Origin of the sequence: Streptomyces sp. NPDC055243 (assembly GCF_044544025.1) — a bacterium.
Classification (GTDB): Bacteria; Actinomycetota; Actinomycetes; order Streptomycetales; family Streptomycetaceae; genus Streptomyces.
Window position 1 is genome coordinate 207,958 of record NZ_JBITWR010000002.1, and the last position, 19,784, is coordinate 227,741.

Below are 19,784 nucleotides of genomic sequence, written 5' to 3' on the forward strand. Positions count from 1 at the left end.
TGCCGTCACCTCCCGCTCTCTTGCTGCTCTGCTGTCACGTGGTCCAGGTCGGCCAGGGTCGCCTCGCGCTGCTCGGTCAGCTCCGGATCGTCGGGGAAGTGGGCGAGGGCTGCGGTGAGTCGGTCCAGCGCCTCCTGCAAGGTCGCCTTGGCCCCGGATACGCTCCCCGAGCGCCACCGCCGAGCGGCAAGGCCGCGCAGCACGACTCCGAGGCTGACCTGGGCGCGCAGCAGGTGCGGGTTGAAGGCGACGGAGCGTCTCAGGTCCGCTGCGGGCGCGTCGAGCAGGGAGGCGTCCTTGTTGACCGCGGAGATGCCCCGGTCGGCGAGCAGACGCGCCAACTGTCCCTCCAGTCGCCCGCGTTCATTGGCTCCGGTGATGGCGTGCACCGCCTCAAGTGTGTCCACGGCTCGCGTCGGGTCCCCCGCCCGGTGTGCCGCACGCGCCGCGCCGAGCGCCAGGTCGACGACGGCCGCCTGGGTCTCGCGGTAGCGTTCGAGCTCCCTGCCGTGCACGAGGGCGCGCCGCCAGGACGCGGCGGCGGCGTCGAAGTCGGGTCGTTCGGCGGTGAGTTGGCCGCGTCCCAGATCGAGTCGGGCCCGCAGGGCGAGGCCTCGGGCGTCGCGCGCGAGGCGGTGGTGTTTGTCGGGGTGTCCGGCGTAGGCGGGGTTCAGCTCGTCGAAACGGCCGCAGCCCGGTTCGCAGATGGCGGCGGCCACGGGGGACGCTCCCGGCCCGGGTACCCCTGCTCCGTCCTTGCGCTCGCGGCACCGGCGGCAGCGGAGTTCGGTGAGCGACGCGAGGGCGTCGGCGGGCTTGTCCTGCTTCAGCAGGAGCTGGGCGAAGCCGAGTTCGGAGAAGGCGTACGTCAGTTGGGCCCTGTCGGGGGCACCTGCGTCGGCGTCGGGAGCGGCAGTGGTAGTGGTGTGGGTGGTGGTAGTGGCGAAGGTGCCGAACGCGTCGACCAGGCCGAGCCCCGCGATGCGTAAGGGCCCGCCCATCAGAGGGTCTCCGCCGCTTCCCCCCGGGAACCCGCCCACCCCGGCCAGGATCTTCGCGGCGTCCGCCTCCCGCTGGAGCAGCGCCCCCGGCGGCACACGGCCGCCGACGTCGCCCTCCGGCATCCGCCGCTCCAGCAGCTCCCGCAGGTCGGCCCGGAGGCCCGCGTCGAGTGCTTCCTCCACGGGCACGCCGAACCTGGCCTCGGCCGAGGCGCGCCGGTGCTCCCAGAAGGCGTCGTCGTGCAGGAGGGCACCCCAGGCGGCGACGCACCGCTCCCAGCGCCGCGCGGCGTCGTCATCCGTACGGCCTTGATCCGAAGGGGAGTTGAGCAGGGCGAGCGCCAACGTGTGGGTGATCCGGTGGTCGGCGGGGTGGCGCCGCGCGGCGTCCTCCAGGAGCCCGACTGCGGCTTCGCGCCGTCCACCGAGGAGGAGAGCGACGGCGTACAGCGGCACGAACTCCCGCTCCATCGGGCGCTCGGCCGGGCGTTCCGCCGGACCCTCCATCGGGCGTTCTGCCGGGCGTTCTGCCGGGCGTTCCGCCGGGCGTTTGGCCGGGCCCTCCACCGGACTTTCCTCCGGGCGCTCCGCCGGGCGTTCCGCCGGGCCCTCCATGGGGCGTTCGGCCGTGCGTTTGGCCGGGCCCTCCATCGGGCGTTCGGCCGGGCGCTCCGCCGGACCCTCCATCGGGCGCTCTGCCGGGCGCTTCGCCGGGCGCTCCACCGGGCCCTCCGCCGGGCTAGACAACTGCCAGGAGGCGGCGATCAGGTGCGCGGCGCGAGCCTGCCCCGGGGCGGGTCGCGCGTGCCTGCTGCCCTCGCCCTCCGCCCCGGCAAGCTCAACCGGCCCGGCCGACCCGGCCGGCCCACCCAACTCACCCAGCCCACCCAACTCGCCCAGCGCCGCCCTCCGCAACAGCAGGCCGGCGCCCCCAGTCGCACCACCGCCGGACAGCACCGCCATGACCCAGCGTGCATCGGCGTCCAGCGCGCCCCGTCCGCTCGCCGCGCGCAAATCGTCCAGTGCGTCCGCGTACCGCCTCAACCGCACCCGTACGTAAGCCCGTTGGATCAGCGATCGGCGGTGCGGACGCACGCACCCGAGCGCCGAGGTGAAGTACTCGTCCGCGGCCTCGTACGCCGCCCGGTGTGCCGCCGCGCACCCCAGCCAGTGCAGCGGCTCGGCCTCATCGGGCCGCACCTCATGCGCCCGCCCGAACTCCACGGCCCCCTGCGCGGCGTCCCCCGCCGCGAGGCGGACCCGCCCGAGCCCCACATGGGCGCGCCCCCGGAGCGTCTCGTCCCCCGCACCGTCACCGGCCGCGTTCCCGACCAGGGAAAGCGCCGCCAGGAAGTCCCGCTCGGCGGCCTCGCCGTCGCGGCGCGCCAGGCTCGACTCGCCCCTGGCGCAGGCCTGTTCCGCACGGTTCAGGTCGGCATGCGGCCCCACGTCACCACCCCCGTTCCCCGGCGGGTCAGCCGGCGGCTTCGTCCAGCTCGGAGCGCCAGCGGCCCTGCTCCTTGTCGTAGTGCAGCGGGCCCTCGCCGAACCGCGCGAGGTCGAGGCCCAGGAGCTGGTCGTACGCCTCGCCCGGCAGGCCCGGCTCCAGGACCACGCGCAGTCCCGTACGCCGGTCCTGGAGGACCAGCGGCCGGGGAGTCGAGGCGGCGGCGGTGGAGTCGGCGGCGCGCGCGGACCGGCGCACGACATCCTTGAGCGCCGCATACGAGTCCTTGACCGCCTCGGCGCCGAGCCCGCTCAGGAACGCCTGCAGGGGCAGGGACGCCAGCATGATCCAAGGGATGTCCGCGGCGCCCCGGTGATCGACCGCACGGCGCACCCGCGCCGTGTGGACGCCGAGGCCTTCCAGGGCGGAGACCAGGTCCCGCCGCAGGTCGTCGGAGGCGTCCCGGTCGAGGAGCAGCTCCGCGGGCAGCGGTGTGTCGGTCATATGGACGGTCCTTCCCGGAGCTGATCTCCGTCCCGCAGCCTAGAGGCGCCGACCGCACCGGTGCGGGGAAATCTACGATTCGGCCCCCGCCGCTTCGACGGCCATCCGCTCCAGCTCGGCAAGGCGTGCGTCGGCCGCGGCGCGGCCCTCGGCGGTGTCCTGCAGCGACCGGTGCAGACGCTGGGCCCGTATCGCCTGGGTGTAGTCGCCGAGCAGCGTCAACTCGTCGCGCAGTACGGCCAGTTGCGCCGCGTCGGGGCCCGTGTCGTCCAGTTCGCGGATCAGATAGGTGCGGGCGGCCTCCACCATTCCCTGCTCCCGTGCGAGCTCGAGCCAGGTGGATTCCGGTTCGTCGTCGGGGTCCACCCCGTAGTTGGAATCGTCGAACGAGCGCGCCCACTCCTGGACCTGACCGGCCTCGTCCGGGAGTCCGCCGAGGCCGCACCAGGTGTCGTACGTCGTCTCATGGACCTCGCGCAGCAGCGGCAGGTCCTCGGCCAGGCAGTGCAGCCCCACCAGGACGACGGCGAGCCGCAGTTCGTCGGACATGGAGGCGTCCGCCTCGTGCTTGAGGAGGTGGCGCAGGAGGGCGCGGTCCGTGTTCCGCCGGTCGTACTGCGCGCAGCGCAGCGCCGCCACTCTGCGCGGCCGGTCCCCGGCGACGCCCTCCCAGACCGTGCGGTCGCCCGTCCGCAGCAGGGCCAGGTCGGTGCGGCCCCTGGCGAGCACCTGCTCCCACAGGGGCGGGCGCGGATGCGGGTCGAGCCGTTGGTACGCGAGGTGCTCGACGGCGTTCAGGAGGAGGTGGTCCGGTTCGGTGCGCAGGAGCGCGGCGTGCAGGCGTGCGACGAGCTGCACGGGGGAGCGCTCGGGGAATCCGAGCGCGGTCCGCAGCTCGGCGCGGCGCGTGTCGAGGTCGGGCACGCAGTCCTCGCGGAAGTCACCCTCCGTGTCGGCGATCTCGGCGAGTATCCGCGCCTCGCCGTCGGTCGGCGACAGGCCTACGTAGTCCTGCCAGCCGGGCAGGCCGACGAGGATCTCCAGGGCTTCGTCCACGCTCTCCCCGATGGTCCCGGCGGAGCCCTCGGAGTCGGCGTACAGGACGGACCCGTCACCGCACACGAAATACGTGCCCCCGGAATCGTCGCCCGCGATCGGTTCCAGCGGGCCGCCCGACGCGAGGCGGACCTCTTCGACGTGGTCCGCGCGGGACAGGTCGAATGCGAAAGGGAACGCGGCCAGCTCGGCCAGACGCGGGTCCTGTCGCAGCAGACGGAGTGCACGTTCGGTCATGCTCCGAAAGTAACAGCGGTCACTGACACCAGACCCACAACAGGACTGCCCAATTCCATATGCGGTTTCCGATACTTTTCTTGTGGAATGGGGGATTCATGGAACTTGGCTGAGGTGCCGCGAGTCTTCCGTTGTGAGGAGCGGCCCGTCGACCAGGACCGCCCAACTGGCAGCACGACAGAGGCCATTGCATTTGCATTGATCAACTGCACTGATCACCACGGGGGGTGTTCACCTTGACCGACATCATCGAGCGCATCACGGACCGCCCGACGGGCACGCCGGCCGATGCGTACGCGGACACGGACGCGACAGCGGCACCGGGGGAGCTGACGCCGTACGTAGCGCCGCTGCCCGTGCCGCCGGTCCTGCGGCCCGACTCCGTCGACGTGCGGGACGAGACCGATGTGCCCGCGGAGACCGAGATCGCGCTGCGGCCGGCCTGGATCAGGCTGCACCCGCAGCTGCCGCCGACCCTGATGTGGGGGTACGACGGCTCCGTGCCGGGCCCGACGATCGAGGTGCGGCGCGGCCGGCGCATCCGGATCGCCTGGACCAACCGCATCCCGAAGGGCAGCGAGTATCCCGTCACCTCCGTGGAGGTGCCGCGGGCCGACCCGAGCCCGTCCACCCTGCCGGGCCGGGCGGGCGTCGAGCCGAACAAGGACGTTGCCGCGCTGCCGCCCTGGTCGGTCACGCATCTGCACGGCGCGCAGACCGGCGGGGGCAACGACGGATGGGCCGACAACGCGGTGGGGACCGGCGACGCCCAGCTCTCCGAGTACGCGAACGACCACCAGGCGGTTCAGTGGTGGTATCACGACCACGCCATGAACATCACCCGGTGGAACGTCCAGGCGGGTCTCTACGGCACGTATCTGGTGAGGGACGACGAAGAGGACGCACTCCACCTCCCCTCCGGGGAGCGGGAGATCCCGCTGCTGCTCGCCGACCGGAACCTGGACACGGACGAGGACGGACGGCTGAACGGCCGTCTGCTGCACAAGACCGTGATCGTCCAGGCCGAGAACCCGGAGACGCGCAAGCCGGTCTCGCTGCCCTTCACGGGCCCGTACAGCACGGTCAACGGCCGCATCTGGCCGTACGCGGACGTCGACGCGGCCTGGCACCGCTTCCGCCTGGTGAACGCGTCGAACGCCCGGATCTACGACCTCGTCCTGGTCGACGAGGACAACAACCCCGTGCCGGGCGTCCTGCACCAGATCGGCAGCGACGGCGGTCTGCTGCCGCGTCCCGTGCCGGTCGACTTCGACGAGGCGCTGCCCACGCTCACCGTCGCCCCGGCCGAGCGGATGGACCTGCTCATCGACTTCCGCGCGCTCGCGGGCACGCGCGTGCGGCTCGTGAACAAGGGCAGGGGGCAGGCCCCCGGGGTGCCGGACCCGGCGAACGACGTGCGCTATCCGCAGGTCATGGAGTTCCGCGTGCGGGACACCGGGTGCGAGGACAGCTTCTCGCTCCCGGAGATCCTCTCGGGCTCGTTCCGCCCGCTGAGCCATGACGTCGAGCACGGCCACCGCCTGATCGTCCTGACGCCGCCCGCCACGAAGGGCGGCGGGGGCCACCCGGAGATCTGGGAGATGACCGAGGTCAAGGGCGCGGGCGACATCCGGGTCCCGACCGAGGGGATCATCCAGCTGACGGGCGCGGACGGGAAGACCAAGACCTACCGCCGCACCGCCCGCACCTTCAACGACGGCCTGGGCTTCACCATCGCCGAGGGCAGCCACGAGCAGTGGAGCTTCCTGAACCTCGCGGTGAACCCGCCGGTGACCCACCCCATGCACATCCACCTGGCCGACTTCCAGCTCCTGGGCCGCGACGCGTACGACGCGTCAGGCTTCGACGTCACGGTGGGCGGCACCCGGACCCCGATCACCTTCGACCCGAAGACGGAGATCCCCCTCGCCCCGAACGAGCGGGGCTGGAAGGACGTCTTTCTGGTCCCCGGCGGTCAACTGCTGCGGGTGATGGGCAAGTTCGACGGCGCGTACGGCCGCTTCATGTACCACTGCCACCTCCTGGAGCACGAGGACATGGGCATGATGCGCCCCTTCGTGGTCCTGCCGAAGGAGGCCCTGAAGTTCGACCACGGGGCGGGGCACGGGGGCCATGACGGAGGCCACGGCGGGGGCGGGCACGAGGGAGGGCACGCGGGCTGACGGAGCGCGCGGTCGGTCCGCGGGCCGCCCGCTTCTGTGGCCGCACACCTGGACGTCACTCGTTCGTGAATCGTCGCGCCGGTTCACGCCGGGTAGGGCTGTGGCCGGAGGCGAGCCATGGACCAGACTGCGTTGCGTCCCAAGCCGATGCCCGGACAGGATCCCGGCGGAGGCGTCACGTTCGGCCGAGGTGGCGGAGGCGGCAGATTCGGCATCGGCCGGAAGCTCGGCATCGGGCGGAGGCTCGGAGGCGGGGTGAAGGCCGGCGCCGGGCGTAAGGCCGGTGCGGGCCGGACGTCCGGCACGGGCCACAGGTCCGGGCCGGGCCGCCGTCCGCACGCCGCGCGGCGGCGCGGAAGGCGGCTGGTCACCCTGCTCTTCGGGCTGCTCTTCTCGGCCGTCCTCGTGCTGTCGGGGGTGGGGCTCGGCACGGTCAGCGCCACCGTCATCGGCATGAGCAAGCTCGCAGACATGCAGAAGGAGGCGGCGAAGGCGCAGGGCGGCGCCAAGGGGCCGGCAGGTCAGGCAGGTCAGGCGGGACAGGCGGGTCAGGCGGGGCAGGGTGGCCGGACGGAGCCGGGGGGACCGGCCGCTCCCGGCGCCGCGTCCGAGCCCGCGGCCCCGCCGAAGCCGCCTCGGAAGGAGCCCGGCAAGGCAGAGGGGAGAGCCGCCGCCCGTCCCGCCCTCGGTGTCGAGGCCATCGACGCCCCCGGGGGTCGCGGGGCCCTGCTCGTCGGGGTGCACAGCCCGGGTCCTGGATACAGCGCAGGTCTCGTACGCGGCGACGTACTGCTCGCCTTCGGCGGGACCCGCATCGCTTCGGCCGAGGCCCTGGCGGTGGCGGTCGCCGCCGCGGACCCGGGAAGGAACGTCAGGGTGACCGTCCGCCACGCGAGCGGCGAGCGGCAGGCCCTCTCGGTGACGCCGGGCTTCGTCACGTGAGGTGACGGTGACGGCCAGAACTGGGTCGCGCACGCGCGGCGGTGCGGGCAGGATCGGCTCCATCGGCAGCGCCGTACGCGCAGCAGTGAGCAGCCCTGGAGGCCCCCATGACCGGCACCCCCGCAGGCGCCCCCGCGCCCTTCACCGCCGACGACTACAAGTCCCGCATGGACCGCGCCGCGGCCACCGCGGCGGACGCGGGGCTCGCCGGGCTGCTCGTCGCGCCGGGCCCCGACATGGTCTGGCTCACCGGCTATCAGCCCACCGCCGCCACCGAGCGCCTGACGGTCCTCGTGCTCGCCGCGGGCCAGGAGCCGGTGCTCGTGGTGCCCACCCTGGAGGCCCCGGACGCGGAGCGCGCGGCAGGTGCGAGCGCGCTCTCGCTGCGCGACTGGACCGACGGCAAGGACCCCTACGCCGCGACCGCGCCGCTCCTGGACGTCGACGGCCGCTTCGGGATCAGCGACAACTCCTGGGCCATGCATCTCCTCGGCTTCCAGAAGGAGCTGCCGAACACCTCCTACGTGTCCCTCACCGAAGCGCTCCCCATGCTGCGCGCCATCAAGGACGCCGCGGAACTCGAGCGCCTCGCGGCGGCCGGCGCCGCCGCGGACGCGACGTACGAAGAGATCAAGAAGGTTCCCTTCGCGGGCCGCGAGGAGACCGACGTCGCCGCCGATCTCGCCGACCTGCTGCGGCAGTTCGGGCACTCCCAGGTCGACTTCACCGTCGTCGGCTCCGGCCCGAACGGCGCCAACCCGCACCACGAGGCGGGCCGACGCGTCATCGAGAACGGCGACATGGTCGTCCTCGACTTCGGCGGCCTGCTGCACGGCTACGGCTCGGACACCTCGCGCACGGTGCACGTGGGCGAGCCTGGGTCCGAGGAGCAGCGCGTGCACCACATAGTGCGCGAGGCGCAGGAGGCGGGCTGCCGCGCGGTGCGGCCCGGCGCCGCCTGCCAGGACGTCGACAGGGCGGCGCGGGCGGTGATCACCGACGCGGGCTACGGCGATCACTTCATCCACCGCACCGGGCACGGCATCGGCGTCACCACCCACGAGCCGCCCTACATGATCGAGGGCGAGGAGCTGCCGCTGGTGCCCGGCATGTGCTTCTCCGTGGAGCCCGGCATCTATCTGCCGGGCCGCTTCGGCGTGCGCATCGAGGACATCGTGACGGTCACCGACGACGGCGTACGCCGCCTCAACTCCACGCCGCGCGAGCTGGCGGTCGTCAACTGAACTCCCCTGTAGGCCTCATGGCGTCGCGAACACCGCGCACGACTCGGCGGGCAGCCGCAGCAGCCCGTCCGCGCCCGGCGCGGTGACCGGCTCCCACGCCGCGAGCACCCGCGCGCCCCGGCCGCCCAACGGGATGTCGACCGCCTCCTTGCCGGCGTTCACCGCGATCCGCAGATCACCGCGCCGGACCGCGAACCAGCGCGCCTGCTCGTCGTACGCGACCCGCAGCGCCGCCAGGTCGGGGTCGAGGAGGTCGCCGCGGGCGCGGCGCAGGGCGATCAGCTCGCGGTACCAGGCCAGCACGCGCGCGTGCGGGTCGGTCAGCGGCTCGGCCCAGTCGAGGCAGGAGCGGTTCCTGGTGGCGGGGTCCTGCGGATCGGGGATGTCGTCCTCGGCCCATCCGTGCGCCGCGAACTCCCGTCGCCTGCCCCGGCGTACGGCGTCCGCGAGGTCGGGATCGGTGTGGTCGGTGAAGAACTGCCAGGGCGTGGCGGCGCCCCACTCCTCGCCCATGAACAGCATCGGCGTGAAGGGCCCGGTGAGGGTGAGCGCGGCCGCGCAGGCGAGCAGACCGGGGGAGAGGGTGGAGGAGAGCCGGTCTCCTTGTGCGCGATTGCCGATCTGGTCGTGGGTCTGGGTGTAGCCGAGGAAGCGGTACGCGGGCGTCCGGGCGCGGTCCACGGGACGGCCGTGCCGTCGGCCCCGGAAGGTCGAGTACGTGCCGTCGTGGAAGAAGGCGCCCGTCAGCGTCTTGGCGAGCGCGGCGAAGGGCGCGCGGGCGAAGTCCGCGTAGTAGCCGTGCGATTCGCCGGTGAGCGCGGTGTGCAGCGCGTGGTGGAAGTCGTCGTTCCACTGCGCGTGCAGCCCGAGTCCGCCCTCCGCGCGCGGGGTGACCAGCCGCTGATCGCCCTGGTCGGACTCGGCGATCAGCGAGAGCGGCCTGCCGAGCTCGGCGGCCAGCCCGTCCACGGCCGCCGAGAGCTCCTCCAGGAAGTGGCACGCGCGCGTGTCCATGAGCGCGTGCACCGCGTCCAGGCGCAGCCCGTCCAGGCGGTAGTCGCGCAACCAGGCGAGCGCGCTGCCGATCAGGAAGGCGCGGACCTCGTCCGAGCCGGGGGCGTCGAGGTTGACCGCGGCGCCCCACGGGGTGTGGTGGGTGTCCGTGAAGTAGGGCCCGAACGCGGGCAGGTAATTGCCGGACGGACCGAGGTGGTTGTGGACGACGTCGAGCACGACGCCGATGCCGTGCGCGTGTGCCGCGTCGACGAACCGTTTCAGCGCCTCGGGCCCGCCGTACGGCTCGTGCACGGCCCACAGCGACACACCCTCGTACCCCCAGCCGTGCTGCCCGGGGAAGGGGCACAGCGGCATCAGCTCCACGTGCGTGACGCCCAGTTCGGCGAGGTGGCCGAGCCGCCCCGCGGCCGAGTCGAGCGTGCCGTCCGGTGTGTACGTCCCCACGTGCAGCTCGTACAGGACCGCGTCCCGCACCCCGCGCCCCGCCCAGGGCGCGCGCCACGCGTACCGGTCGTGGTCGACGACGGCGCTCAGCCCGTCGGGGCCGTCCGGCTGCCGCCGTGAGCGGGGATCGGGCAGCACGGGGCCGCCGTCGAGCGAGAAGCCGTAGCGCGCCCCGTCGGCCGCGTCCGCCTCCACCGTCCACCACCCGTCCCGGCCTGCCGCGCGCTCCAACGCGCGCGTGGCGCCCTCGCACCGCAACTCGACACGCTCGGCCTGCGGTGCCCACACCTCGAACTCCACTGACAGTTCCCCCTTGTCTGTCATCCGCTGTCGGCCATCCGTCTTCATCCCTACGTCATACCTGGTGACGTCCGTCCATCGTGCTTCAGAAGTGATCGGCTCGGGGTCGTTCCGCGTTTTCTGGACACCCCGGCCGAGCTGACCGACAATCAGCAGGGTGACGTCGTCCTTCGAGATCCACACGTACCCCGCGCGGCTGACCGACGCCGAGCGCGACAGGGCGCTGGAAGTGCTCAGGGAGGGCGCCGCACTCGGCAAGCTGTCGCACGACACGTTCGTGCGGCGCATGGAGCTGGCTCTCGCCGCCCGGCAGCCCGACGAGCTCGCGGCGCTCACCGCCGATCTGCGGACCGAGAGCCGCTTCTCGCGGGCGGTGTTCGGCACCGTCGGCGCGGTCTCCGGGTTCACGGTCCGGCTGCGCAGGGCCTGGCAGGCCGAGAAGCTGCCGAAGCTGCTGCTTCCGGTGCCGGCCAACCCGCATCCGCTGCGGATCGGCCGCGATCCCGCGAACGGGCTCAGGCTCAGCCACGAGACGGTCTCCCGGGTGCACGCCGAGCTGAGCAGGCAGGGCGGCACGTGGGTGCTGCGCGACCTCGGCTCGACCAACGGCACGTCCGTGAACGGCCGCAGGGTGATCGGCGCGGCCGTCGTCCAGGACGGCGATCAGGTCAGCTTCGGGAAGATGGGCTTCCGGCTCTCCTCTTCGTGAGGCTGCTTCGTCATGCCCCTTCGGGGGAGCGGTGCGTGTCGTACGTGTGCTCAGCCGCCCCGCACGCGCGCGTGGCGCGCCGCCGCGACCGTCGTGCGTGACTGGTGCTCGACCTGGTCCTCCAGCGGCACCCAGCGCGCCCTGAACCGCTCGGCGAACGCGTCGCTCCAGTGCAGGACCAGCCGCTCCAGACGGGGCGCGGCGCGATCGCCCGCCGCGTCCAGGACCCGCAGCAGCATCGCGGCGGCCCGCAGCGGAAGGCGGCGCCCGAAGGCGTCGACGCTGCCGATGTACGCCATCGACGTCTCCGCGGGCGGCAGCCTGGCCCAGTCGTCCGCGAGGCCGGGCACCAGGTCGAGCGCCCAGCGCGCCGCCCGAAGCAGCGGCCCCTGCGCCTCCGGGAGCCTCGGCAGCGCCTCGCTGAGGATCTCCTCGACCAGGCCCGCGTCGTGGCGCAGCCGCTGGGAGAAGCCGCGCAGCGCGAGGACCGGGGCGGGATGGACGGTCAGGTCGTCCACGAGGTCGCTCGCCCACATCGGGACCTCGACGATGGCGGTCAGGCCGCCGTACCGGTGGGCGTGGTGCCAGGTGGTGTGCCGGGCGTCCTCGGGCAGGCTCGGATAGGCCGCCGCCGAACCGGGTCCCGGCAGCACATGGACCCCCGGCCCCGACACCGGCCAGCCCGCGGCGTCCGAGGCCCCCGTCTCCACCGGGATGTGCAGCTCCGCGGCGGACTTGGCGAACGGCTCGGCGAGCCCCGGTATGTCGCGCGTCAACTGCACCCAGCTGCCGCCGAGATCGGTTCCGTGCAGCGACACCTGGAGGTAGGGCCGCAGTTCGTCGATGACGCCGGTCAGGGTGCGGGTCTCCGGAGGCAGCCGGTCGGGCGGCAGGACCGAGGGGGACCACTCCGGCTGCTCGGGTCCCGCGGGGCGGAAGAAGTGCCGGTGGTAGTCGAACAGGGTGCGCGGGGCCGGCGTGCGGTGCAGGTTCGCTCCGTCCGGGTCGGCGCACAGGAGGAAGTGCCAGGAGGTGTCGGCCCGCAGGTCCTCGTCGCGCAGGGCCCACTCCGCGAGGCGGAGGAGCGTGGAACCGCCGGTCGGTTCGTTCGCGTGCGCGCCCGCGACGATCAGGACGGAACGCGGGGAGCGGCCGACGGACAGCAGGTGCAGCGGTCGGCCGGCGCGCGAGGAGCCCACCTGGCGCAGGGTGCTCAACTCGGGACGGTGGGCGACCAACTCCCGGGCGGACAGCACGAGTTCGGCCACATTGGGATACCGCTGCTCCGCCAGTTGACTCACCCCCGTCTTGTCCGCTGACGCAATCCGCAGTACGCCACGCGGTCGGGCAGGTGTCAAGCGTGCGACCCAAGGGATGTCATCCCGCGCTGGCCGCGCCCCGCAGCGTCACCCGAATGGGCTACGGGAACTGCGTGAGCGGCGCTGCGGTGGTCCTCTGATCTGGCGGGGGCGCCCCGCGGAAGGGAAGCCTGCCGTGCCCCCCGTGCCTGCCGTGCCCCCCGTGCCTGCCGTGCCCGCAGTGCCCGCAGTGCCAGCCGTGCCGCCGAGCCCGGCCCCTCGTGGGCGCCGTCGGTCACCGGCTTCGCCGAGTTCGTCCTCGAAGGCCGGACGGGCCGACACGGCCTCGCCCGCCGGGCCCGCTCCTCCGGTCAGCCTCCTGGACCCCGGCGTGGAGCGTGACCCCTATCCGTTCTACCGCACCCTCCGCGAGGGCTTTCCCCTCGTGCGCGACGAGCTTCTGGGGGCCTGGCTGCTCAGCCGGTACGCGGATGTGCGGGCCGCGCTCGGCGACACCCGGCTCGGTTCGGTGGACACCGGGCTGAGTCCGGCCTACCGGGGGCTCCTGGAGCCCGCGCTGCGCGCCGCCGCCGAGCGCACCGCCCACGTCCTCGCCCGGCGCATAGGCGGGCGGCGCGAGGTCGATCTCGTCGCCGAGTTCAGCGGGTGGCTGCCCGCAGCCGCTGCCGCCGCCGCGCTCGGGCTGCCCTGGGAGGACGCGGCGCGGGTGCACGAGTGGTGCCGTACGGGGCCCGTGCCTCCCGGCGGCTCCCACCCGGAGCTGGAGGGGCTGCTGCGCCCCCATGTCGCCCGGCGGCGCGCCCATCCCGGCGCGGACCTGCTCTCCGCGCTGTGCGGCGCCCGGGTGGCCGGGCAGGCGCTCTCCGACGAGGCCGTCACCGGCCTTGCGGGCACCCTGCTCACCGGCGGCGGCGAGGCCACCGCCCTCGCGCTGGCCTCCTTCCTGGCCAACCTCCTCGACCATCCCGCCCAGTTGGACCTCGTACGCGCCCGTCCGGGGCTGATACCCGGTGCGTGGGCGGAGTCCCTGCGGCGCGATCCGCCCGCCCCCGTCGTCCTGCGCCGCGCGACCGTGCCGATCACCCTGGGCGGCACCACGCTGCCCGCGGGAGCCGCCGTGGCCTGCCTCGTCGGCTCCGCGGGGCGCGATCCCTTCCGCTACGCGGACCCCGACCGCTACGACATCTTCCGCCCGGACCCGGCGCACCTCGCGTTCGGCGCGGGACGGCGGTTCTGCCTGGCGGCCACCCTGGCGGGGCTCGCCGCCGAGTGCGGCCTTCGGGCCCTGCTCGACGCCATGCCGGGCCTGCGCTGGGCGCCCGGCTTCCGGCCCGCGCCCAGCGGACTCATGGCGCGGGCGCCGCGAGCGCTACTCGTCCGCCCCTCCCAAGGCCCCTTCTGAGACCCGCTCCAGAAGCACCACCGGCAGCTCCCCGAAAAGCTCCGCCACGCGCGCGTGCCCGGTGAACTCCCGCCCCCGGGTGAGCAGATCCGCCCATCGCCCCTCCGGAAGCGCCAGTTCCGTCGCGCCCCAGCCGCCCGCTCCCTTCAGCCGCAAGGAGAGCCGGGTCACCGCCGCGATCACCTCTCCGGAGCGCGTGAAGGCCACGCAGTGCGCCGCGCCGGGGCCCCGCGCCGCCAGCGGCTCGTACGTCGCCGCGCCGCCGAACAGCTCCGGGCGCCGCCTGCGCAGCCGCAGCGCGGCCGCCGTCACCGCCAGCTTCTCCTCGGAGAGCTCCCAGCGGTCGCGGTGCTGCTCCAGGTACTCCAGGACATGCGCCTGGAACCGCACGGGCCGCCGGTTGTCCGGGTCCACCAGGGCCCGGTACTCGCCCTCCGTGCCCTGGTAGAGGTCGGGCACCCCGGGCATCGTCAGCTGGAGCAGCGTGGCCCCCAGGACGTTCGCCCGCACGTGGGGCCGCAGCTCGCCCGCGAACTCCGCGACCGTGTAGAGCGGCGGCCCGCAGGGACCGGCCTCCACGAACGCCGTCACGGCCTTCTCGTACGCCTCGTTCGGCTCGGTCCAGCTCGTGTGCAGGCCCGCCTCGCGCACGTGCTTGAGCAGGGCCTTCTGCAGCCGTTCGTCGTAGGGGAAGCCGAAGCCGACCGCCGTCTGCCAGGCCGCCCACGCCAATTGGGGATCGGGCGCGCTGGCGCCGCCCACGCGGGCGGTCTGCTCGGTCACGTCGACCAGGAGGTCGGCCCACAGTTCCGGGCACTGCGTGAGCACGGCGATGCCCGCCCGCACGTCGGCGCTGCGTTTCGTGTCGTGCGTGGTGAGCACCGTCCCCCCGTACGGCCAGTCGCGCTGCACGCGCGCGCAGTAGGCGTGGAAGGACTCCGGGGCCACCGCGGGACGCTCGGGCGAGCCGCCCACCTCGGCCGCCGACAGGAGCGGGGCGTGCCGGTAGAAGGCCGTGTCCTCGACCGCCTTGGCGCGCAGCGCCGACGAGGTCTGCGCGAACCGCGCGCGGAAGCCGTCGAGCGCGGGCCCGGACCCGAGCCGTCCGAGCACCAGGTCCCGTACGACGTCGACCGCCTCGGCCTCCTCGCGCACCGCGAAGGCGGCCTTGGCCTCGTCGGCGGCCCGCACGGTGAGCACCGAAGCCGGTTCGGCGCCCCCGGAGACGTACGGCCGGTAGACGGGAAGCCGCACGAGCAGCTCCAGGAGCGCGGTGCGCAGCGCCCACGGCGCGTGGTCGCGCAGTGCGGGGTCCGGGGCGCAGAGCGCGGTCGCCTCGCGCGTGAGGCGGTCGGTCTCGGCGGCCAGCTCATGGGTGAGCACCTTGTACGCGGCGCGCCGCACCGTCGCGTCCCAGTCGCCGCCCCGGTCCACCGCGGGCGCCGTGAACCTGCGGTACTGGCCCAGGAGCTCACCCGCCCCCGCCGGGTCCGTGAACAGGCCGTCGAGGTGGCGCAGCGCGTCGTACCCGGTGGTGCCCGCGACGGGCCACGCGGCGGGCAGCTGCTCACCGTCGCCGAGGATCTTCTCGACGACCGTCCAGCGTCCGCGGGTGGCCTCCTGGAGCCGCTGGAGATACGCCCCGGGGTCCGCGAGCCCGTCGGGGTGGTCGATGCGCAGCCCCTCCACGACTCCCTCCCGCAGCAGTTCGAGGATCTTCGCGTGGGTCGCGTCGAACACCTCGGGGTCCTCGACGCGTACCCCGATGAGGTCCGAGATGGTGAAGAAGCGCCGGTAGTTGAGCTCCGTGCGGGCCAGGCGCCACCACGAGAGGCGGTACCACTGGGCGTCCAGGAGCCGCGGCAGCGGCAGCTCCCCGGTGCCTTCGCGCAGGGGGAACGCGTGCTCGTGGTAGCGCAGCACGTCCCCGTCGACCCGCAGCCGCTCCAGCTCGTCCCCGACGCCGCGCCCGAGCACCGGCAGGAGCACCTGCCCGCCGCCCGCGTCCCAGTCGATGTCGAACCACCGCGCGTAGGGCGACTCGGGGCCCTCCCGCAGCACCTCCCAGAGGGCGTGGTTGTGGCGCGGCACCGCCGCCATGTGGTTCGGCACGATGTCCACGACCAGGCCGAGCCCGTGCGCCCGCGCGGTGCGCGCGAGGGACCGCAGCCCCTCCTCGCCGCCCAGCTCGTCGCGCACGCGCGCGTGGTCCACGACGTCGTAGCCGTGCGTGGACCCCGGCACGGACTCAAGCACCGGCGACAGATGCAGGTGCGAGACTCCCAGCGAGGCCAGATACGGGACGGCCGCCTCGGCGGCAGCGAACGGAAACTCCGGCTGGAGCTGCAGCCGGTAGGTGGCGGTGGGCGGTGGCGGAACCGCGGGCTCTGAGCGCTCAGGCGTCATGCGAACGTACGTACCCGCCTGGCGGGCTTTCGTGCCATCGACTCATGCTTCTGGGCGCCTCGGGGTCGTTAGCTTCGGACGATGGCTGCGAAAGCACAGGTCGTACGGGACGGGCCGCGGGAGGACCGGGGTGCCCCCGGGCTCCTGGAGACCTACCGCGAAGTGATCGGGCACACCGGAGCGCTCCTTCCGGTGATCTCGCTCCTCGGCAGGCTCCCCGTGGCCATGATCCAGTTCGGCAGTGTCCTGCTGGTCACCGAGACCAGCGGATCGCTCGCCACGGGCGGCGTGGTCGCCTGCGCGCTCGCGCTGGGCCAGGTGACCATGGGACCGCTCGTCGGCCGCCTCGCCGACCGGCACGGCCAGCGCGCCGTCGTCCTCGGCTTCTCGCTGCTCAACGCCGTGGCGATCGCGGTGTACACGCTCGGCGCCCTCCTGCAGCTGCCCACGCCCGCGCTGGTCGTCCTCGCCGTGCTGGCCGGCGCGAGCATCCCGGGCATCGGCCCGCTGGCCCGCGCACGCGCCGTCCCGCTGGTCCGAAGGGCGGGCGGGAACGACCGCCTGGTGAACACCGTGCTCTCCCTGGAGAGCACCATGGACGAGCTGTCCTTCGTGCTCGGCCCCGCCTTCGTCGGCCTCGCGGCCGTGGCGGGCCATCCGGCGTACGCCTTCGGGGCGGCGGCGCTCCTCGTCGCCGTCTGCGGCTCCGGCTTCGCGCTGCACCCCACGGGCCGGACGGTGCGAGCGAACCGGACAGCGGACCGGGCGGCACGCGCGCGTGGCGGCCGTCCGCGCCTCCCGCGCGCGGTCGTCGTCGTACGCGTCGGGCTCGTCTTCGTCGGCGTCCTGCTCGGCGCCTGTGGAGCGGGCATCACGGCCCTGACCGAGGAGTTGGGCGCGCCGGGCCAGGCGGGCCTCGTCTACGCCGCCATGGGCGTCATGAGCGCCGTCGTGGGGCTCTCCATGGCCGCGCTGCCCGAGCGCTTCGGCCTGTACACGCGCTGGCGCCTGGCGACGGCGGCCGCGGCGCTGCTCTCGCTGCCGCTGGTGTGGATCGACAGCATGACGGGCCTGTACCTCGTGGTGACCGTCTTCGGCGCCGTCTTCGCCCCGAACCTGATCACCGGCTTCGCGCTCACCGAGCGCTCCTGCCCGCCCCAGCGGCTCGCCGAGGGGATGACGTTCGCCGCGAGCGCCTTCGTCGGCGGCCAGGCGATCACGCTCGCCGTGGCGGGACGCCTGGCGGAGTCCCACGGCCCCGGCGCGGCGTTCGCGCTCGGCAGCGCGGCCGCCGCCGTCGCCTTCCTGGTCGCGCTGGTCGCCCGCCCCGCGGCGGACGACCACGCGAACACCACCCCTCCGGTCACGCCGGGCGCTGCAGGACCGTGAGGCTCCGGTCGGCGAGCGTCAGACGCTCGCCCGCCCCCGCCTTCGGCCCGGTGTCCGGCGGCACGCCCTCCGTCCGCGCGGTGTCCACGACCACCTGCCACTGGCGGCCGTGATTGACCGGAACCACGAACTCCAGCGGCTCCGCCGACGCGTTGAACATCAACAGGAACGAGTCGTCCGTGATCCGCTCGCCGCGCGTGCCCGGCTCGGAGATCGCGTTGCCGTTCAGGAACACCGTCAGCGCCCGTGCCTGCGACGCGTCCCAGTCCTCCTGCGTCATCTCCTCGCCCTCCGGCGTGAACCAGGCGATGTCCGAGAGTTCGTCGTGCGTGCCCTCGACCGGGCGGCCGTGGAAGAACCGCCGCCTGCGGAAGACGGGGTGGTCGCGCCGCAGCCAGGCCATCGCGCGCGTGAACTCCAGCTGCGTGCTCTCGCCCTCGGGCCAGCGCACCCAGGCGATCTCGTTGTCCTGGCAGTAGGCGTTGTTGTTGCCCCCTTGCGTCCGGGCGAACTCGTCGCCGTGGCTGAGCATCGGGACGCCCTGGGAGAGCATCAGCGTCGCGATGAAGTTGCGCATCTGCCGCTCGCGCAGCTCCAGGACCTCCGGGTCGTACGTGTCGCCCTCGACGCCGCAGTTCCAGGAGCGGTTGTGGCTCTCGCCGTCCTGGTTGTCCTCGCCGTTGGCGTCGTTGTGCTTGTCGTTGTACGAGACCAGGTCGTGCAGCGTGAAGCCGTCGTGGCAGGTCGTGAAGTTGATCGACGCCAGCGGGCGCCGGCCGTCGTCCTGGTAGAGGTCCGAGGAACCGGTCAGGCGTGAGGCGAACTCGGCGAGCGTGCGCGGCTCGCCGCGCCACATGTCGCGCACGGTGTCGCGGTACATGCCGTTCCACTCGGTCCACAGCGGCGGGAAGTTGCCGACCTGATAGCCGCCCTCGCCGACGTCCCACGGCTCGGCGATCAGCTTCACCTGGCTCACCACGGGGTCCTGCTGCACGAGGTCGAAGAACGACGACAGGCGGTCCACCTCGTGGAACTGCCGGGCGAGCGTCGCCGCGAGATCGAAGCGGAAGCCGTCCACGTGCATGTCGGTGACCCAGTGCCGCAGCGAGTCCATGATCATTTGGAGTACGTGCGGCGACCGCATCAGGAGCGAGTTGCCGGTCCCCGTGGTGTCCATGTAGTAGCGGGGATCGTCCGTCAGGCGGTAGTACGAGGCGTTGTCCAGGCCCTTGAAGGAGAGCGTCGGGCCCAGGTGGTTGCCCTCGGCCGTGTGGTTGTAGACGACGTCGAGGATCACCTCGATGTTCGCCTCGTGCAGCGCCTTGACCGCCTGCTTGAACTCCAGGACCTGTTCGCCCCGGTCGCCCCAGGAGGCGTACGCGTTGTGGGGCGCGAAGAAGCCGATCGTGTTGTAGCCCCAGTAGTTGTTCAGGCCCATGTCGACCAGACGGTGGTCGTTCACGAACTGGTGCACCGGCATCAGCTCGAGAGCCGTCACGCCCAGCTGCGTGAGGTGATCGATGACCGCCGGATGCGCGAGCGCCGCGTACGAACCGCGCAATTCGTCGGGAAGGTCCGGATGCCGCATGGTCAGGCCCTTCACATGGGCCTCGTAGAGCACGGTCTCGTTGTACGGGGTGCGGGGCGGCCGGTCGTCGCCCCAGTCGAAGTACGGATTGACCACCACGGACGTCATCATGTGCGGCGCCGAGTCCATGTCGTTGCGCTTGTCGGGGGCGCCGAACCGGTAGCCGTATATCTCCTCGCCCCAGTCGATCCGGCCGCTCACCGCCCGCGCGTACGGATCGAGCAGCAGCTTCGCCGAATTGCAGCGGTGCCCCTGCGCCGGTTCGTACGGGCCGTGCACACGGAAGCCGTACCGCTGGCCCGGCATCACGCCGGGCAGGTACGCGTGGAGCACGAACGCGTCGGACTCACGCAGCTCGACGGCTGTCTCCGAGCCGTCGTCGTGCAACAAACAGAGCTCTATGCGGTCGGCGGCCTCGGAGAAGACCGCGAAGTTCGTGCCGGCGCCGTCGTACGTGGCACCGAGTGGATACGCCTGCCCTGGCCACACCTGCATGCATACGACTCTTCCACTACAGCCCCCTCGGCCCGGGGTCACTTTGGTCAGAGTCTCCCCGAAAGTGGGGCAACCACGCGGGAGTTGAACCCGTCTAACCG

At 73.2% G+C, this 19,784-nt stretch carries 13 protein-coding genes; 6 read left to right on the forward strand and 7 right to left on the reverse strand.

Annotated features, from left to right (window positions below):
• Window positions 1-5: 5 nt before the first annotated feature.
• The 3 genes from ACIGXX_RS05825 to ACIGXX_RS05835 all read right to left on the reverse strand — a co-directional run bounded on the left by ACIGXX_RS05825 (window position 6) and on the right by ACIGXX_RS05835 (window position 4,245).
• Window positions 6-2,450, reverse strand: a complete 2,445-nt coding sequence (locus ACIGXX_RS05825; protein ID WP_399973120.1) for a hypothetical protein — start codon at window positions 2,448-2,450, stop codon at window positions 6-8.
• 25 nt (window positions 2,451-2,475) lie between these two features.
• The gene (locus ACIGXX_RS05830) at window positions 2,476-2,952 is read right to left on the reverse strand and encodes a hypothetical protein (protein ID WP_399973122.1); all 477 of its coding nucleotides are present in this window, start codon (window positions 2,950-2,952) and stop codon (window positions 2,476-2,478) included.
• 72 nt (window positions 2,953-3,024) lie between these two features.
• Window positions 3,025-4,245, reverse strand: a complete 1,221-nt coding sequence (locus ACIGXX_RS05835; protein WP_361470731.1) for a hypothetical protein — start codon at window positions 4,243-4,245, stop codon at window positions 3,025-3,027.
• 236 nt (window positions 4,246-4,481) lie between these two features.
• On the opposite strand from ACIGXX_RS05835, the gene phsA reads away from it, so the two are divergent.
• The 3 genes from phsA (at window position 4,482) to ACIGXX_RS05850 (ending at window position 8,614) form a co-directional block, all read left to right on the forward strand.
• Complete coding sequence (gene phsA, locus ACIGXX_RS05840; protein WP_399973126.1) at window positions 4,482-6,428, forward strand: O-aminophenol oxidase PhsA; 1,947 nt, start codon at window positions 4,482-4,484, stop codon at window positions 6,426-6,428.
• Window positions 6,429-6,545: 117 nt separating this feature from the next.
• Window positions 6,546-7,370 carry a PDZ domain-containing protein gene (locus ACIGXX_RS05845; protein WP_399973130.1) on the forward strand — a complete coding sequence of 275 codons (825 nt, stop codon included), beginning with the start codon at window positions 6,546-6,548 and terminating at the stop codon, window positions 7,368-7,370.
• A gap of 107 nt (window positions 7,371-7,477) precedes the next feature.
• Window positions 7,478-8,614 (forward strand): aminopeptidase P family protein, encoded by a 1,137-nt coding sequence (locus ACIGXX_RS05850; protein WP_399973133.1) that lies wholly within the window; start codon window positions 7,478-7,480, stop codon window positions 8,612-8,614.
• Window positions 8,615-8,629: 15 nt separating this feature from the next.
• On the opposite strand, the gene treZ is transcribed toward ACIGXX_RS05850, so the two are convergent.
• Window positions 8,630-10,375: a malto-oligosyltrehalose trehalohydrolase gene (gene treZ / locus ACIGXX_RS05855; protein ID WP_399974307.1), complete on the reverse strand. Its 1,746-nt coding sequence runs from the start codon at window positions 10,373-10,375 to the stop codon at window positions 8,630-8,632.
• 157 nt (window positions 10,376-10,532) lie between these two features.
• Between treZ and ACIGXX_RS05860 the strand changes: the two genes are divergently transcribed.
• Entirely contained in the window at window positions 10,533-11,084 is a 552-nt protein-coding gene (locus ACIGXX_RS05860; protein WP_351158500.1) for a DUF1707 and FHA domain-containing protein, read from the forward strand.
• A gap of 50 nt (window positions 11,085-11,134) precedes the next feature.
• Here the strand turns inward: ACIGXX_RS05860 and ACIGXX_RS05865 are convergent, their stop codons facing one another.
• On the reverse strand, window positions 11,135-12,385 hold the full coding sequence (locus tag ACIGXX_RS05865; RefSeq protein WP_351158503.1) for a M14 family zinc carboxypeptidase: 1,251 nt from the start codon (window positions 12,383-12,385) through the stop codon (window positions 11,135-11,137).
• A 388-nt stretch (window positions 12,386-12,773) separates the two neighbouring features.
• Between ACIGXX_RS05865 and ACIGXX_RS05870 the strand changes: the two genes are divergently transcribed.
• On the forward strand, window positions 12,774-13,805 hold the full coding sequence (locus tag ACIGXX_RS05870; RefSeq protein WP_399973138.1) for a cytochrome P450: 1,032 nt from the start codon (window positions 12,774-12,776) through the stop codon (window positions 13,803-13,805).
• On the opposite strand, the gene treY is transcribed toward ACIGXX_RS05870, so the two are convergent.
• The gene (gene treY, locus ACIGXX_RS05875) at window positions 13,773-16,211 is read right to left on the reverse strand and encodes a malto-oligosyltrehalose synthase (RefSeq protein WP_399973140.1); all 2,439 of its coding nucleotides are present in this window, start codon (window positions 16,209-16,211) and stop codon (window positions 13,773-13,775) included. The genes ACIGXX_RS05870 and treY overlap by 33 nt on opposite strands.
• A gap of 81 nt (window positions 16,212-16,292) precedes the next feature.
• Between treY and ACIGXX_RS05880 the strand changes: the two genes are divergently transcribed.
• Window positions 16,293-17,600, forward strand: coding sequence for an MFS transporter (locus tag ACIGXX_RS05880; protein ID WP_399973143.1), 1,308 nt, complete (start codon window positions 16,293-16,295; stop codon window positions 17,598-17,600).
• On the opposite strand, the gene glgX is transcribed toward ACIGXX_RS05880, so the two are convergent.
• Window positions 17,575-19,683, reverse strand: coding sequence for a glycogen debranching protein GlgX (gene glgX / locus ACIGXX_RS05885; RefSeq protein WP_351158511.1), 2,109 nt, complete (start codon window positions 19,681-19,683; stop codon window positions 17,575-17,577). The genes ACIGXX_RS05880 and glgX overlap by 26 nt on opposite strands.
• Window positions 19,684-19,784: the final 101 nt, after the last annotated feature.